This is a genomic window from Halopenitus malekzadehii, assembly GCF_900108505.1.
In the GTDB taxonomy this organism is placed as follows: domain Archaea; phylum Halobacteriota; class Halobacteria; order Halobacteriales; family Haloferacaceae; genus Halopenitus; species Halopenitus malekzadehii.
Genome location: NZ_FNWU01000007.1, coordinates 1 through 15660, shown reverse-complemented (window position 1 = coordinate 15660; position 15660 = coordinate 1). Strand labels below are relative to the sequence as shown.

The following is a 15660-nucleotide window of genomic DNA, read 5'->3' as shown; positions in this document are numbered from 1 at the left end:
CGATTGGAATATCTCCCTCCACGGGTCCGCAGTTAGATCCACATCCGTCAGTGGACCGATTCCCGGACCTCGATGAAATCCTTCTCGGTAACGGCTTGAGAACGTGGTTTCGTGCACGCGGTAGCGCGCCCCGATTCGAGGGTTGTTCACGATACGATATGTATCCTCAATCTCGTACAGAGATGAGACAGATACTCAGTTGAATCGATGGGATGCATAGGATGGAAACAAGGAACCGAATCGCGTCGCCCCTCAGGGATTCAACCACGTTCGAGATAGAGCGAGTACAAGACGATCGCCAGGCCAATTGCCAAGAGGATGCTGTTGATCAGGATACCCATCTCCAGGGAGACCGAGAGAATTTGATGGGCGATGCCTGCGAGCAGCACGCCGAATGTGATGACACCGAACCCGATGCCGAGCACTCGAAGTGATGGCGTTCCCGTGTTGCGATAGGCTCTGAACGCGATATACGTGATCCCGCTTCCGAGGAGTAGAATCACCGTCTTGACGACGACGATGGCTGTTTCCACCCAAATCATAGTTCATCCCCCATCTTCGACCAGAGGTCCGCAAGCCGTTCGTCGGCGTTCCGTGGCGGTCGCTCAACCGTTACCGAGAAGTCGTTGTCCTCGTCCATAGAGATCATCACGTCGTCAAAATCGCGTTCGTATTTCGTGGTCCGACCGCCGCCGGGGTTGATCGTATCCTGCTCGCGGACGAGCAAGGCGTCGCTAAGGAGTTCGAGTTTCCGGTACAACGTTGATTTGGGGATGTCACAGGTATCGATGAGTTCGGTTGCGGTCATGGGTTCAGCTGTTTCGCGGAGGATGGCCCGACAGTCGGCGTCGTTCAGCGCATCAAGGACAGTCTGCAGCGATGGAGCGTCCTCAAATGACGCTGAATCACGAACCATTGTCTGAATTTGGCAGGTACTCGGGATATGCTAACCGATTACGATGTCTCAGGCGGGGAGTGGAAGCAGCCTGCGAACGCTGTCATCCCACAGGGATTACGTCTCGGAGTCGTCTCCAATTCGCCGTTTTCCGTCATCAGTAATCTCGTAGAGTCCTCGACCGACTGGATGGATCTGGCCGTGCTCATAGAGCCGGGCACACGTTTGGTCAATCGTGATCGGATGGCGATCTGCAGTGCGGGCGATGTCCATGATATGGAGCGGCGACTCCGCGACGAGTATCATGAGGATTTCCCGGTCGGTTTCGTGACCGAGTTCACTCAATACATCTGTTGCTCGGTCAGCGGTTGCTCCCTCATCGTGACGCGATTCTCTCTGCTCGGTCATTACGTATCGCCTCCGCTCTCTGCGTAGACCTCCAGCAGTTCCTGGTAGCGATTCCGAATCGTTACCATGCTCACGAGAGCCGCGTCGCTCACCGTCTCTTGTGTCAGTTGTTCGTTCGTGAGGTGCGTTGCCGCGTAGAGTGCGGCCGCGGCGAGACCGGCAGGACTTTTCCCACTATGTGCCCCTTCTGCCTTTGCCGTGGTGAGGAGATCGCGCGCTTGACGAACGGCCTCGTCGCTCACATCGAGTGCTGACGCGAATTGGGGGACGTATTCCAGCGGATCCGCTGGTTTGATCTCTAGTCCGAGCTCCCTGGAGACATACCGATAGGCTCGCTGAATCCGGATTTCTGCGACTCTACTGACCTCAGCGAATTCAGCCAACTGTCGAGGTGTCCCATGTTGTCTGGCCGCGGCGTACAGTGCGGCTGTTGCCATGCCTTCGATGGACCGTCCCGGCAGGAGATCTTCTTCGACTGCCCGTCGATAGATCGCTCCTGCTGTCTCTCGAACTGGGTCCGGAACATCGAGGGCGGATGCCATCCGACTGATCTCACCGAGTGCCTGTTTGAGATTCCGTTCGTGGGCGTCTTTCGTCCGAAACCGTTCGTCCCACGTGCGAAGGCGCTGGAGGCGAGCTCGCTTCCGACCGGATACAGATTGGCCGTACGCATCCTTGTCTTGCCAGCTAATCGTCGTACTAAGCCCCTTATCGTGCATGAGTTGCGTGGTCGGTGCGCCGACGCGGCTTTTATCGTCTTTTTCGTCGGTAGTGAATGCCCGCCACTCCGGCCCACGGTCGATGAAATCCTCGTCAAGGACCAAGCCACACTCTTCGCAGGTCGTTTCTCCGCGCTCATCGTCATGCACAATCTGCCCGTCGCACTCCGGACACGATGAAGGCGGCTGGGATTCAGTAACCGACTTCCTGTCATCTGTACGGCCGTCTTCGATATCGAGTTGCGTTTTAGTCATGAATGCTGGTGGATTCAGTACCGACGTTCGCTCACTCTGAATGGGTCTCTCTAGCAATGGTGTGATCGACAGCCGATGAGTATGTGGCGGAATCCCAAACTTTGGGAATCCGCAATGCTATTTGCTAGAACCAAATAAAACGTAGTGGATTGAAAATTCTTATCGGTCTCTTCGCAAACGTGCAGTTAGTGTATAGGGTGTCACCCAGAAAAATCGCTGGACGAAACTGCTCTTTGATCGACAATCGTCTGGCTCTCGGGGACGTCCCCGTCCGGTGGCATACTCCCCTCTGCTGGACCACCAGGCTCGCCGACGACGATGCGGCCGACCATATCGAGACTCTTGTGCGGGATACAGAAGTAATCGTACGTTCCCGTGGTCTCGAAGGTGTGTTCGAACGTTGCGCCTTGGTCACTGAGGATCCCACTGTCGAAGGTCTAAGCCCTGTCTGGGATTTGTGTCACTGACGCCTGTCCAGTCCCTTCCTTGTATGCTGTTGCAGAGTGGCTTCCACTATCGATCTCAAACGTGACCGTTTCGCCGGATTCGACGAAGAGCCCAATCGGAGCGAAGTAATTGTCGCTTCCCTCCGTGACCATCAGGACCGTGTTCGTCTCCCCCGTTCGAAGGTGTATCCGTCGCATCACTTGCATCTGGATTCGAGCTACTACAGCCAGGGGATTATCGATCTGTAATCGCATCACGAGCGCTTGGTGGGGTCGCCTACGTCGTCGTATGGAACGCTGGCATCGACATCGTGAGTCGGGCAGCGACCAGCGAGAATCGAGCGACAGCTGTCGGCATCTTCACCGCGAGTGGCCCAATCGGATTCGCGCTCGGGCAGGGGGCCGGGCCACTGATCGCTTATCAGTTCGGGTGGCCCGCCATCTTTGTCGCATTCACAGGCCTCACAGTCGTCGGCCCCGTCCTGTTCTGGCCGGCCAGTCGCGGACTCGGAACGAACCAGGGGGACGCTCCCTCTCTCGAGGACTTCGGCGCGGTCCTCCGGAACCGGAGTGTCTGGTCGGTTGGGCTGCTCGGCTTTCTCGGCTATTCATAATAGCTGGGGCGCGTCGTATCTCACCGCCGAACTTAGCCTATCACTCGCAGTGAGTGGCCTCTTGGTGGCGGTGTTCCCGACGATCCGGGTCGTCTCCCGGATCGGTAGTGGCCTCCTGTCTGCTCGTGTCTTCGGTGGCCGTCGTCAACCCATTGTCCTCGGATCCTTCGCAGTCGCGGCGCCGCTCGTGCTCGTCTTTACTCGGTTTCGGTCGCTGCCCCTGCTCGTCGTGCTCCTACTCCTCACTGGATTTGCGGTCCAGTTGACGCTCAGCCTGTCCTTTACGTACGTCAGCGAGGTGGTTGATTCGCGGGTCGCCGCGACAGCGGTTGCGTTCCAGACGAGTATTGGGTTGACAGGCGCGTTCCTTGCCCCGATTGCAGGCGGTATTGTTGTTGACCAAGCCGGATTCGATACTGCATTCTTACTCGCTGGAATCCTCGCTATCTTCGCGATTGCAGTCGCATGGGTCGCACTAGAATCGAGATCGTAGCTAGATGTGTTCTCTACCGATAGTTTGTCTAGGCTGCTAAGATTCCTGATTTGATGACTGATCCGTTCCTCATCCCGTCGTAATTTTGTCCCCGATCCAGAGGAGTACCAGGAAGGGAAGAAGAGGGAGGAGCAGGATAACCAACGGAGCAGCGACTAGATACCCAATCATACTCATTTCAGTGCTCGAACGGTCTGTCCGGGGACGGCTCACTGATCTCGTCATACACGATACTATGCACTCCCACACCAAAAACTAACTGTTCGATTAGTGGCTTTGAATGGCTTATAGCAGCTTGAACCCATAATTTGTACACAGGATTCGAATACAGCTGATTAACCAGTTAGCGTTAATTATCCCAACGTTCGGGAATCCTCCGCGTTCGCGGGGAGGGGGTCAACCGGTAGTATCGAGGTGTCATAGAACAGGCCACATACGTTAGCGCTTCAAGTTTCGGATTGCTCGATACAGGTTGTGTAGTGACTATACGTGAGGGGTTTGTGGATCTAGAGAACGTCGTCTCAGAGCACTCAAGGGACTCGTTCTCGTAGGTCGAGTAAATGGATCAGGATCTTCTTGCAGTCTTGTTTGGTGATCCATTTGCGGTGATGAATACGATCGGTTTGATCGCGTTCGCGCTCGTCGGTTCATCGAAGGCAATCCGTGAAGAATTCGACGTGCTTGGGATTACTATCGTTGGGTTGGCAATGGCATTTGCTGGTGGTGTGACACGCGATCTCCTCGTGACACGGGTTCCATTAGCACTTCAGTCCCCAATCGAAATCTGCCTGGGACTGCTTGGCGTTGGGTTAGCAATCGTACTGAGTGTCGTCCTTACAGCTCCAGAAACGCACCCAATCGCGCTTGTTGCGGATGCGATCGGGCTCGCTGCCTTTGCGACAACTGGTGCTATCGTCGCAACTGAGGCCGGTGTATCAGAATTCGGTATTATTGCTGTTGCGACGATCAACGCCGTCGGTGGTGGTGCGGTCGCAGATATTCTTCTCGATCGGTCCCCGTTCATTCTCTTCGAAGACTTCTATGCTAGCTGTGCAGTCCTGGGTGGGAGTGCATACTGGATAGTGGGAGCTCTTGGGGCCGCTGGGAGTACGGCTGCCGCGGTGTGTGCGATCGTGACCGTTGCGACTCGGTTAGCTGCAGTTACGTACGACTGGCATCTCCCGACGGTACAGAATTTAGAATAGCTAAGAGATCGATTCTAGATAGACATCATATTTTCCGGAAATGATTGGCGTTTTCGTGAGAGCCCGCTGGACCTTCAGTTCGACAGTGAAAAATAGCCAGTTGTCTCCTCTCCTTGCGGGTGTTCGACATCTACCGTGTTCAGCACTCGAGTCATCCCTTGACGGAGTACCCGCTTTCTTCGAGGAGTTCGCGGACGCGCCCCTCGTGGTCGCCCTGGATCTCAATGTGTCCTTCTTTGACGGTGCCTCCAGTTCCGAGTGTAGATTTCAGCTCCGAGGCGAGCGATTCGAGATCGGTGTCACCTTCGAACCCTTCGATGATGACCATTGTCTTGCGATATCGACGCTCTTCACTCCGGACGGTCAGCTGTTCTGTCGCACGGCCGAGGTCAGCGAGCGGATCCTCGGGCACATCGAGATCGTCGAATGGATCGTCGTCTGGCACGAGTGGCTCACCGAATTTACAGCCAGTCCTCTCCCCAGTCGTCGAGTGCGTCGAACACTGGACAGAGGGCATCACCCTTCTCGGTCAGCGCGTAATAGCTCGCGACCGGCGATTCGAACTCCTTGTGATTGTCGACGAATCCCTCCGCCTCCAAGTCGTCGAGCACACGCGAGAGTGTGTAAGAACTGGCCCCGGTTGAGCGCTTGAGTTCGTTGAACCGCTTTTCACCGTCTCGCAGGTCGTTGAGGACGATGAGCTTCCACTTCGCCCCCATCTCCTCGACAGCCCCGACGACGTTGCAGACATCTGCATTCCGCTGTTCGACGTCGGATTCGTGGTCGGAGTCGGCCGTTTGGGGTTGGGTCGCCATTACCTAGTTACACAATTATTGCCTGAGCTATAAATAGGTTTGGAACCAAACTAGGTATTGTAATGGAACTACAGAACGCGACGGTGCTCGTGACCGGTGCGACCGGCAACATAGGCCCGTACGTGACGGACCAACTCGTTGACCAAGGCGCCGATGTCGTCGGCACCTACGTTACCGAAACTGCGAGAGCTGATGTCGAGGATCGTGCTGAGTACGCTGACGCAGTGTCGTACTACCAAGTAGATCTGACCGATCAGACGGCAGCCGAAGACTTCGCTGAGACTGTGGCCGACGAACACGGCTCAGTCGATCACATCGTCGGCCTCGCCGGCGGTTTCTCGATGGGCAGCGTCAGTGATACCGACGGTGATGCATTCCAGGCTACTCTGAATCGTCACGCGACGACGGCGTTCCTGACTGTCAAGGCCTTCGCGAACCACCTCGGCGAGCAGAGTGGTGTCGTCCTGTTCAGTTCCGACCGCGCCATTGACCCTGTCGGCGGAACGCTTGCATACGACGTTGGGAAGGGCGCGGTCCGGACGTTGACCGAATCACTCGATATCGAACTCGATGCCCGCGTCAACGCCGTCGCTCCGTTCCTCATCGACGTGCCGGGCAACCGCGAGGCAATGCCCGACGCCGACTTCTCGGAGTGGACGGCCCCAGAGGTCATCGTCGATGAAGTGATCCACCTGCTCTCGAACCAGGGCGTGAGGGGACAGATCGTTCAGATGACCGGTGGCCAGCCGGAGGTGGCAAACTAATGGCGCTGGAAACTGCAGCTGGTGGTCTCGCCTTCCTGGTCGGCCGCCTTGTCTTCGGTATTCTGCTCGCGTTTATGGGCCTGAGTCACTTCACGGGCCTCGACGGGATGAGTGGCTATGCCGACGCCAAGGGCGTGCCCGCCCCACGACTGGCCGTCATCGTGTCCGGCCTCATGCTCATCATGGGCGGACTTGCCATCGCGCTCGGTGTCTACCCACTTCTCGGGGCAGCAGCGATTGCGCTGTTCTTCCTCGTGGTGACGCCGGTGATGCACGACTTTTGGACGGTCGACGATCCCGAACAGCGTCAGTCTGAAATGACGGATTTCCTGAAAAACGCCACGCTCTTCGGTGCTGCGCTCGTAGTCGCTGCACTCAGTGGCACCGCATGGCCGTACGCCCTCAACATCGGCCTTTAGACACACAAGAATGACCACGCAATCGACGTCAGCAAATTCAGACACGCTTCCGCAGGGGACACGTATCGGCCGGACCGCGCTTCGCGTCGGTGACCTCGAGGAGATGTCCCAGTTCTACCGGGACGTCGTTGGCCTCAGTGTGCTCCGTACAGCCGATACTACGTCGGTTCTCGGGGTTGACGACACACCACTCCTCGTTCTGGAGGGAACTGAAGATACCCTCCAGCGTCACCGATCAGCGGCCGGGCTGTATCACAACGCGTTCAGAGTCCCTTCGCGTGCGGCTCTCGGTGACGCACTGGCTCGGATACGGGACCAGTGGCAACTCGGTGGTGCCTCCGATCACTGGGTCAGCGAGGCGCTGTATCTCACTGACCCGGAAGGGAACAGTATTGAGATCTACCGCGACTACCCCCGTGAGGACTGGCCAATCGCCGACGACGGTCGTGTTCGGATCAGCACCGAACCGCTCGACCTCGCCAGTATCAAATCTGCTGCCACAGGTGGTAATCAGGCCCCGTCGGGAACGGACGTCGGGCACGTCCACCTCGAGGTCTCTTCGCTCGACGCGTTCAGGGGCTTCTACGTGGACACGCTCGGGTTCGAAGTGCAGACGACCGTGCCCGCCGCATCCTTCGTCTCGGCGGGTGGATATCACCACCACATCGGAGCGAACACGTGGAATCATCGATCAAAACCAGTCGGCGGTAGAGGACTGTCCTGGTTCGAGGTCGTCCTCCCAGAAACAGAGGCACTCGACGTGATCCGAGAGCGAATCTCCGACAGTCAGTATACGGTCACTGCAAGGGATAACGGAATAGCTGTTACCGGGCCAGATGAGATCGAAGTTCGATTCCAAGGGTGAATCCCTTACACCAATACCCGAACTGTGTGAGGACACCTCAACACTTCCATATCTCGTAGTTACTACTCCACTTCTAACTTAGTAGCTTTTCACTCTCAGTACCGTAGTAACGGATTCCTGGTGAAAGACAGAACAAACTCCTCCAATACGCAATGACTGACCATCCCCCCGACGAGAACGGGAACGACACCTCCGGACCGCCACATAATGATACTTACGTCTACGAGATCCGGGCGGATGAATCACACAGCCAGGCTGTCATCCGGGCTGTCGCCTCCGTTATGAACACGTCCGGAACGAACCTTGAACTGCTATACGAGGCCATTGATCCGGAACACCTTGATGGCCTGTTCGATGAGAACATCTTACCCGAGAGTACAGTTGTATTCCACTATAACGGCTGCCAGGTGAGCGTGACCCCGGATACAGTTCGCGTTTCCGAACGAAACTAAACCGGATACAGCGAGCGATACACCCTCGGACTCAAGATACTCACTTTACTCTGAGCAGTAACGATCCATCCACTCATCCAGTTCTCGGAACATCGGTTCGAGGTCGTTTAACATCTGTGTCATCTCGTATTCCACGCGGGGAGGGATCTCGTCGTATTGTGTGCGTTCCAAGAATCCAGCTTCGACGAGTTCATCAAGCCGCCGAGACAGCGTATTCGGGGAGATATCGAGCTCATCTTCGAGTTCCCCAAACCGAATCGGTGCATCGTCGTCCAAGACGAATTCCTTGAGAATCGCCAGCGTGTGAGCCTTCCCGAGTAAGGAAAAAACCGTACTCATCCTATGGTTATGTTGCGTTTCCGCCCGGTCGGATTTGCTCATAGCATTACTACGATTTCAGTAGTAATGTATGTTGTGAGAAACCAAGTCTACATTCCCATACCCAAACTGTGCGAGTATGCTCCAACACTTCCATATCTGGTAGTTCCTACCGTACTTCTAACTTAGTAGCTTTTAACTTCTAAATTCGTAGTTTGGGATACAGTGAGTACTGACAAACCCCACCAGAACCTGGCCATCATTGGCCACGTCGACCACGGCAAGAGTACACTCGTGGGGCGACTTCTCTACGAGACAGGGAGCGTCCCCGAGCACGTCATCAAACAGCACCGCGAGGAAGCTGTGGAGAAGGGTAAAGGCGGGTTCGAATTCGCCTATGTCATGGACAACCTCGCCGAAGAGCGCGAGCGAGGTGTCACGATAGACATCGCCCACCAAGAGTTCTCGACGGAGACGTACGACTTTACTATCGTCGATACACCCGGCCACCGAGACTTCGTCAAGAACATGATCACGGGCGCGTCCCAGGCTGACCACGCCGTCCTTGTCGTCGCCGCTGACGACGGCGTCGCTCCCCAGACCCAAGAACACGTCTTTCTGGGCCGCACGCTCGGCATTAACGAACTGATCATCGCGGTAAACAAGATGGATCTCGTCGACTACAAGGAATCCACATACGACGAGGTCGTCAACGAAGTAACCCAGTTGCTACAGCAAGTTCAGTTCGATACCGGCGATGCCTCGTTTATCCCCGTATCCGCCTTCGAGGGCGACAACGTTGCCGAGCCCTCCGAAAACACGGACTGGTACGGCGGTGAGACGCTACTGGAGGCGCTGAACGACTTACCTGAACCGGAACCGCCGTCGGATGCGCCCCTTCGACTGCCGATCCAGGATGTCTACACAATCGACGGCATCGGTACGGTCCCGGTCGGCCGCGTCGAGACGGGCGTCGTCAACACCGGCGACAATGTCTCGTTCCAGCCATCGGATGTCAGCGGCGAAGTGAAGACCATCGAGATGCACCACGAGGAAGTTCCGAAGGCCGATCCCGGTGACAACGTCGGGTTCAACGTTCGCGGTATCGGCAAGGACGACATCCGCCGAGGCGACGTCGTCGGTCCTGCTGACGACCCGCCAACGGTCGCCGAGACCTTCCAGGCACAGATCGTCGTTATGCAGCACCCGAGCGTGATTACTGCCGGATACACGCCGGTTCTCCACGCACATACGGCGCAGGTCGCCGGCACCATCGAATCCATCGACCAGAAGATCGATCCCTCCTCCGGCGAAGTTGCCGAAGAGGAACCTGACTTTATCAAATCCGGCGATGCTGCAGTCGTCACGATCCGACCACAGAAGCCCCTCAGCATCGAACCATCGAGCGAAATCCCCGAGCTAGGGAGCTTCGCCATCCGCGATATGGGCCAGACAATCGCGGCTGGGAAGGTCCTCGAAATCAACGAGCGAGACTAAATCACTGATGGCGGACGCCATCATTGTCGGTGATTTGTTATCGTAAACAAGAGGCAATCCAACACCTGATACAGCGTCTTGATCTTGGATTTCGTTCTAAGTAAACCGGAGTCAGATGGATTTACACTGCAACGACGCTGGTGGTCGTCGTGTTGACTTAAGCATGATCCCACCAGACTGCGTGGGCTTGTAACCACGTTCCTGCGGTCAGGGGACCGGAGTTGCTGAAGCACTTTGATAATGAAGAAGTACGTTGTACCCCACGAAATACACGTTCAACTTGGTTTGTATAGCCGTGGATCTCGACGCGGTACTCAAGTCCTTTTCGACGGAGCGTACCGGCGAGATCGGTGGCGTCATCGACGAGAAACATAGCATCGGAGACGTTGTGCTGATACGATTGTTGTCGGATTGCTGGTGGTTCCGCTACTGAGCCTGTGTTTCTCGCCAGAATCTCCAGAGTAGGGACAAGTCACTTGGGTGCAATAATTTGGCGATCTCGCGCTTGTTCCCGTTGTTGATCGCTGAGAGAGTGTCCCGGTCAATCTTGTTTAGATCCTTCATAAGCTGATCGTACCGTTCATTCGATGCGAGATACAGCATCTTGGTCATCATCAGACGACGATCTTGTTGAGGTGCGACCTGCTTGTGCCAGAGATCGTCGTAGACCGCCATTTCTCTTGTAGACGTATCCACCGAACCTGTGAGACAGCGATCAGCAGTCAGCGCTGCCATACGAGCTGATTTCATACACTTGTACACACCTTCACCCCATACGGGATCGATCGAAGGGACCGTATCGCCAATAGCCATGAACGACGTCGTACTCATTGACCCGGGGGATTGTACGTGTGCGGAACCGCGAACCTGGGTATCAGGGATTCGACTGGCATTCTCAAAGCGTGGGTCAGTCTCAAGCCAGTGTTCAAGGAAGCCATCTATAGTTCGATCGTGGGTGTCATTCTCTCGATATCGTTCGTTTTGGATGAAGCAAACACCGACTTTTGCCTCGTCTTCGCCGGTGTGGAAGAGCCAGGAATAGCCTCCGGGAGCGTACTCGTGATCTAGCCGCAGCATCATCGCGTCAGTGAGGTCGGCATACCCGGGAGGATTGGTGTTGATGCCCTCAAACTGGTACTCAATGCCAACCGCGTGGTTTTTCCGCTCAAGATCAACGATGCTCAAACTTTTGGCTAACGGTGCAGCTGGTCCTGTAGCATCGATAATTATCTCTGCGTAGATTTCCTCGTCACCATTGTACCGGACGCCAACAACATCCCCACCTTTGACGATCGGATCCCTAACGCGAGCGTTAAACCGGTATTCTGCCCCTTTTTTACGACCATCTTCGACCAGGAACTCTTTGAAAGCTGCAAAGTCAAGAATAAATCCTGGTTGATCCTGGGTGAGGTAATTATTAGGGGACTCGAGAACTACTAAGCTGGTCTCATGCATGACTACGTCATCTGGAATGCCGAATGAAGCCATCATCGATGCGAATGTGCCACCCGTAGACTTGTTGCTTTGTGCCGGGAACTCTTCTTCTGTTTCTATCTCCAGAACCACCACGTCATATCCACGGCCGGCGAGGTCGCGTGCGCACTGAGCCCCTGCAGGTCCTGCACCAGCGATCACTATATCGTAATGATTGTTGTCAGACATTGGAACTATTGGTAATTGAGTCCAACTCCGTCGGCAATCAGTTCGTGCGATCGGAGTGCGTCGTCGTGGGTTGCGTGGATATGCTGAATCATCACTTCGTCGATGCCGACGCGTTCCGCGAATTGTTCGAGAAGTGACGCGACCGTCTCTGGACTGCCGGAAATCGCTCGTGGCCAGTCGCCAGCATCGAGTGTTGCGGGCGTCGGTTCGGGAACACTACCGAGTTCGTCGATGGCTTCTTCGATGGAGGGCCTCGTTCCGACGACACCGCGTTGCATACGTTTATACGACGCCTCGGCCACGGCCCGGAGCCGTGCTGCCTCGTCGTCAGTCTCTGCACAGACCGCATTCACCGCAATCATCCCCTCTGGTTCGTCGACGCCACCGGCCAGTGATGAGGGTTGGAACTGTTCGCGGTACGCCTCGAATGATTGAGTGGCGAGCTGTGGTCGGATGAACGCTGCGAAGCAGTACGGGAGCCCGAGTTTGGCAGCGATCGCCGCACTCGACGGACTGGACCCGAGCACCCATGGATCCGGAGTTCCCGCCTCGGAACGTGGGATCTGCAGGTCACTGTACGGGTGTTCGTCGGGATAGTCGTCGTAAAGATGGTTGACGACGGCTTCGATCTTCTCTGAGTGGTCCTTATCGGGGTTCTGTACGCGCCGGTCCGTTCCGAGTGCACGGTCGGCCGCTGGCGACCCGTTCGCCCGACCAAGGCCCGCATCGATACGGCCTGGAGCAAGCGCGTCCAGCACGCTAAACTGTTCGGCGACCTTGAACGGGCTGTAGTGGTTGAGCAGCACCGCTCCCGACCCCAGCCGAATCGATTCCGTTTCGGCGGCAAGGTGCCCGAGCAGCACTTCGGGCGTCGTGCCGGCGATCGAGTCTGCCATACCGTGGTGTTCGGCCACCCAGAATCGAGAATAGCCAAGCCGTTCGGCCTGCTGGGCAGCCTCGACGGTGTTCGCATACGCATCACTAGCGGTGCCGTCGTCGGGGACGGGGGACAGGTCGACGATAGAGAGATCCATGTGCGGACTCGGAGACTGCGAGAGTTAACGGTTTGGTTAGTCCGTCTCTTTTTCGCACCAATTGCCAGACCGTCGATGGGACACGCTCAGAGATAAACTCCCGAAACGACCCTGCTTACGGTCGTGTGTCGATGGGATTGAGAAGGTTTTTCGCACTGACTGAATAATTAGCTACTATGGCAGACGTACTTGTTATCGGTGGTGGTCCGGCTGGTCTCAGTACCGCGCTGTTCACGGCGAAGAACGCCCTCGAAACGACTGTTTTCGACACCGACGAGACGTGGATGCACAAGGCCCACCTGTTCAATTACCCTGGCATCGGGTCGATCGACGGAACGAACTATATGGCCACGCTCCGCGACCAGGTCGATGATTTCGGCGTCACCCGACACCAAGCCACCGAGGTCACGTCCGTTTCGACAACCGACGATGGGTTCCGCGTCACCACAAGCGATGATGAGTACACTGCGAACTATGTCGTGTTAGCGACGGGGGCGAACCGCGATCTCGCGGATAACTTAGGCTGCTCGTTCACCGATGCGGACGTCGTTGACGTGGACGTGACGATGGAAACGTCAGTCGAAGACGCGTACGCGACCGGCGCGATGGTCCGAGCCGAAGAGTGGCAGGCGGTCATCTCGGCAGGTGACGGTGCAGCAGCCGCGCTCAACATTCTCACGAAAGAGAAAGGCGAGCACTTCCACGACTTCGACGTGCCAGCGGACGCCGAAGAACTGTTCGGGTCGTTAGTCGATACCGAGTAATCAGGGCCCTTCGGTGTTCGCTCGTCTCATTCGCTACTTCCCGTCTGAGGGTGGCTCCCCGTACCGGTGTAGCCGAACCCGAGAGAGCGATACCAACAATCGGACCGCAGCCGCTGCGAGGAATTCATCCCTATGAGTGACCGATCCAGACTTGCGCTCGTCGTGTGGAGTGTCCTCGTTTCACAGGTCTTTCTCTATCCGGGACTCGACGAGATCGTCTCGGTGCTTGGAGGCAGTGAGAGCATTCTCGCGGGGACGTGGTTCCTGATCGCCGAGTTCGCCGCGTTCGTCGTCTGTGCCGTCTTGTGGGGTATCGTGAGTGATTCACTCGGCACACGGTCCCCACTTATCGTACTTGGCGCTGTGGGCGGTGCAGCAAGTTATCTGGTAGTCGCGTCCGCACCCACCCTCGGGTTCGGGTTCGGCGTCGTACTACTAGTGCGCGTTATTGGCGGTGCGTTCACGATCGGTGCGTTCTCGCTGTCGATCACGATGCTGATGGATCTCTCGGGCGGTCACGGCCGAAATATGGGCGCGGCCGGGACGGCTATCGGACTCGGTGCGGCGCTCGGCTCGGTCGTCGGCGGTCAACTGACGAGCGTCGACCCGCTCGCGCCCCTGTACGGCGGTGCAGCGCTCCTCGCTGGTGCAGCTGTCCTCGCTGCGACGGTTCCCGACCGGGGTTCCGGTGGCGGGCTTCCCGTGGGTACGGTCGTTGACCGCGTGCGAACTCGCCCGACGTTACTCGTCCCGTTCGCGTTCGGCTACATTGACCGGTTAACTGCGGGGTTCTTCGCGCTGACCGGTGTCGCTTACTTCAGAGAAGCGTTCGGCGTTGACGCCGCACAGGCGGGGCTCACACTGGCGTTGTTCTTCGTACCGTTCGCAGTGTTGCAGTATCCGGTCGGCTCGCTTTCTGATCGGATTGGTCGCTTCGTCCCCGTTGTCGTCGGATCGGTGCTGTACGGGGTCACAATCATCGCTGTCGTCCTCGCTCCTACGTACGGGATTGCGGCGGGACTGATGGTTCTTGTCGGTATCTGCGGCGCGTTGGTCTCTCCGACGACGATGGCCCTCGTCACCGACATAGTGCCGGCGACAGAACGGGGCGCTGCGATGGGTGGCTTCAACGTGTTTGGAAGCCTCGGGATGCTGAGCGGGTTCATCATTGGTGGGACCGTCACGGAGCTATACGGGTATCTACCGGCGTTTGTCGCCGCCGGCGGGCTGGAGATCGCAATCGCCACTGTTACATCCAGAGCCGTCTGGAAGATCACGTCTCACGAACGAGGCCCGGTACCGGGTGGCGGAGGCGGTTGACGGAATCGAACGACGCACTGAACCGACCGGAGCGACACAGCTTCCGCTGTGGAAGTCGCTATCTTTCTTCGAGGGGAGAATCCCGCCGTTCACGGCGTTGACGAGACGCAAAGCGTCTCGTTCGCACACCAGAACGCAACGCGTTCTGAGGACGGGCGTGAATCCGACAACGCCTCCACAACCCACGTTCAGCAGCAATACGGGTATTTAAGTGACAGCGTGTCGTAACATAACGTACGCCGAGGCGGTCTTACCGCCCACTCAAATGCACAATATCGGGACTCCGAGGCTCAAAACGTTCGAGATACCCTCTCGAACCGCTGTGGTGTCTCGGTGAAGATAACTCCGAGTCCCCCGCCGGGATAGGAGTAACGGCGGTGTGGCCCCGCCATCGGCCCGTCATGCCGACAGGTCGTCAACCAGTAAATATCCCAACTCAGCGGCGCGGTGCCGTGGGAAGCCTCGCCGTCGCCGGCCTACGGCCGGCTGCCTGAGGGATCTTCGATCCCTCTCCGTTTACGGCGAGGAGGAGGTCACATGCGCTGCTTCGTTGATGTCTATAAGATGTGTTCTGACTCTGACTTTACCGAGAGTCGGCGATGGGATCTCGGTAATCAGAGTATAGTAGACGTTAGAAATAGTTGCTCACTTTTGGGATAGAAATTTGGTCAAGAGCGGTATCGATTGCCGTTGTAAGTTCGTCGAGTGAATCGAA

General features: G+C 56.8%; 19 protein-coding genes and 2 pseudogenes. 9 read left to right on the top strand and 12 right to left on the bottom strand.

Features of this window, described 5'->3' with window-relative positions; translation table 11 throughout:
• Positions 1-260: 260 nt before the first annotated feature.
• The 5 genes from BLW38_RS10895 to BLW38_RS16530 form a co-directional block, all read right to left on the bottom strand.
• Positions 261-542, bottom strand: a complete 282-nt coding sequence (locus tag BLW38_RS10895; RefSeq protein ID WP_092817276.1) for a DUF7521 family protein — start codon at positions 540-542, stop codon at positions 261-263.
• Positions 539-916 (bottom strand): winged helix-turn-helix domain-containing protein, encoded by a 378-nt coding sequence (locus BLW38_RS10890; RefSeq protein ID WP_092817275.1) that lies wholly within the window; start codon positions 914-916, stop codon positions 539-541. Before BLW38_RS10890 ends, BLW38_RS10895 begins: the two co-directional genes overlap by 4 nt.
• A gap of 96 nt (positions 917-1012) precedes the next feature.
• Entirely contained in the window at positions 1013-1303 is a 291-nt protein-coding gene (locus BLW38_RS16535; protein ID WP_245710168.1) for a helix-turn-helix domain-containing protein, read from the bottom strand.
• The gene (locus BLW38_RS10880) at positions 1303-2277 is read right to left on the bottom strand and encodes a transcription initiation factor IIB (protein WP_092817274.1); all 975 of its coding nucleotides are present in this window, start codon (positions 2275-2277) and stop codon (positions 1303-1305) included. The genes BLW38_RS16535 and BLW38_RS10880 overlap by 1 nt, the downstream gene beginning before the upstream one ends.
• A gap of 200 nt (positions 2278-2477) precedes the next feature.
• A complete protein-coding gene (locus BLW38_RS16530) occupies positions 2478-2699 on the bottom strand; it encodes a plastocyanin/azurin family copper-binding protein (RefSeq protein ID WP_245710178.1) in 222 nt (73 codons plus the stop codon).
• A 254-nt stretch (positions 2700-2953) separates the two neighbouring features.
• Between BLW38_RS16530 and BLW38_RS16850 the strand changes: the two are divergent.
• A pseudogene (locus BLW38_RS16850) lies at positions 2954-3830 on the top strand (MFS transporter); the annotation flags it as partial.
• Positions 3831-3899: 69 nt separating this feature from the next.
• On the opposite strand, the gene BLW38_RS16950 reads toward BLW38_RS16850, so the two are convergent.
• Positions 3900-4055: a DUF7535 family protein gene (locus BLW38_RS16950; RefSeq protein WP_449404969.1), complete on the bottom strand. Its 156-nt coding sequence runs from the start codon at positions 4053-4055 to the stop codon at positions 3900-3902.
• 335 nt (positions 4056-4390) lie between these two features.
• Between BLW38_RS16950 and BLW38_RS10865 the strand changes: the two genes are divergently transcribed.
• Positions 4391-5035, top strand: coding sequence for a trimeric intracellular cation channel family protein (locus BLW38_RS10865; RefSeq protein WP_092817273.1), 645 nt, complete (start codon positions 4391-4393; stop codon positions 5033-5035).
• A 151-nt stretch (positions 5036-5186) separates the two neighbouring features.
• On the opposite strand, the gene BLW38_RS10860 is transcribed toward BLW38_RS10865, so the two are convergent.
• Together BLW38_RS10860 and BLW38_RS10855 are read right to left on the bottom strand one after the other, a co-directional pair.
• Entirely contained in the window at positions 5187-5480 is a 294-nt protein-coding gene (locus BLW38_RS10860) for an SUI1 family translation initiation factor (protein WP_092817272.1), read from the bottom strand.
• A gap of 16 nt (positions 5481-5496) precedes the next feature.
• Entirely contained in the window at positions 5497-5850 is a 354-nt protein-coding gene (locus BLW38_RS10855) for a winged helix-turn-helix transcriptional regulator (RefSeq protein ID WP_092817271.1), read from the bottom strand.
• 62 nt (positions 5851-5912) lie between these two features.
• On the opposite strand from BLW38_RS10855, the gene BLW38_RS10850 reads away from it, so the two are divergent.
• The 4 genes from BLW38_RS10850 (at position 5913) to BLW38_RS10835 (ending at position 8350) form a co-directional block, all read left to right on the top strand.
• Positions 5913-6614, top strand: a complete 702-nt coding sequence (locus BLW38_RS10850; protein WP_092817270.1) for an SDR family NAD(P)-dependent oxidoreductase — start codon at positions 5913-5915, stop codon at positions 6612-6614.
• Positions 6614-7033: a DoxX family protein gene (locus BLW38_RS10845; protein WP_092817269.1), complete on the top strand. Its 420-nt coding sequence runs from the start codon at positions 6614-6616 to the stop codon at positions 7031-7033. Before BLW38_RS10850 ends, BLW38_RS10845 begins: the two co-directional genes overlap by 1 nt.
• A 10-nt stretch (positions 7034-7043) precedes the next feature.
• A complete protein-coding gene (locus tag BLW38_RS10840) occupies positions 7044-7898 on the top strand; it encodes a VOC family protein (protein WP_092817268.1) in 855 nt (284 codons plus the stop codon).
• A gap of 152 nt (positions 7899-8050) precedes the next feature.
• Positions 8051-8350, top strand: a complete 300-nt coding sequence (locus BLW38_RS10835; protein ID WP_092817267.1) for a HalOD1 output domain-containing protein — start codon at positions 8051-8053, stop codon at positions 8348-8350.
• A gap of 45 nt (positions 8351-8395) precedes the next feature.
• Here BLW38_RS10835 and BLW38_RS10830 read toward each other — a convergent pair whose 3' ends face one another.
• The gene (locus BLW38_RS10830; RefSeq protein WP_218143054.1) at positions 8396-8731 is read right to left on the bottom strand and encodes a winged helix-turn-helix transcriptional regulator; all 336 of its coding nucleotides are present in this window, start codon (positions 8729-8731) and stop codon (positions 8396-8398) included.
• Positions 8732-8893: 162 nt separating this feature from the next.
• Between BLW38_RS10830 and tuf the strand changes: the two genes are divergently transcribed.
• A complete protein-coding gene (gene tuf, locus BLW38_RS10825; RefSeq protein ID WP_092817265.1) occupies positions 8894-10165 on the top strand; it encodes a translation elongation factor EF-1 subunit alpha in 1272 nt (423 codons plus the stop codon).
• A gap of 157 nt (positions 10166-10322) precedes the next feature.
• Here the strand turns inward: tuf and BLW38_RS16945 are convergent.
• The 3 genes and pseudogenes from BLW38_RS16945 to BLW38_RS10815 all read right to left on the bottom strand — a co-directional run.
• A pseudogene (locus tag BLW38_RS16945) lies at positions 10323-10559 on the bottom strand (IS6 family transposase); the annotation flags it as partial.
• A gap of 32 nt (positions 10560-10591) precedes the next feature.
• On the bottom strand, positions 10592-11827 hold the full coding sequence (locus tag BLW38_RS10820; RefSeq protein WP_092817264.1) for a digeranylgeranylglycerophospholipid reductase: 1236 nt from the start codon (positions 11825-11827) through the stop codon (positions 10592-10594).
• Positions 11828-11832: 5 nt separating this feature from the next.
• Complete coding sequence (locus tag BLW38_RS10815; protein ID WP_092817263.1) at positions 11833-12861, bottom strand: LLM class flavin-dependent oxidoreductase; 1029 nt, start codon at positions 12859-12861, stop codon at positions 11833-11835.
• Between the two features lie 176 nt (positions 12862-13037).
• Here BLW38_RS10815 and BLW38_RS10810 point away from each other — a divergent pair, with 176 nt between their 5' ends.
• Together BLW38_RS10810 and BLW38_RS10805 are read left to right on the top strand one after the other, a co-directional pair.
• Entirely contained in the window at positions 13038-13625 is a 588-nt protein-coding gene (locus BLW38_RS10810) for an NAD(P)/FAD-dependent oxidoreductase (protein ID WP_092817262.1), read from the top strand.
• 132 nt (positions 13626-13757) lie between these two features.
• Positions 13758-14945 carry an MFS transporter gene (locus tag BLW38_RS10805; RefSeq protein WP_092817261.1) on the top strand — a complete coding sequence of 396 codons (1188 nt, stop codon included), beginning with the start codon at positions 13758-13760 and terminating at the stop codon, positions 14943-14945.
• Positions 14946-15660: the final 715 nt, after the last annotated feature.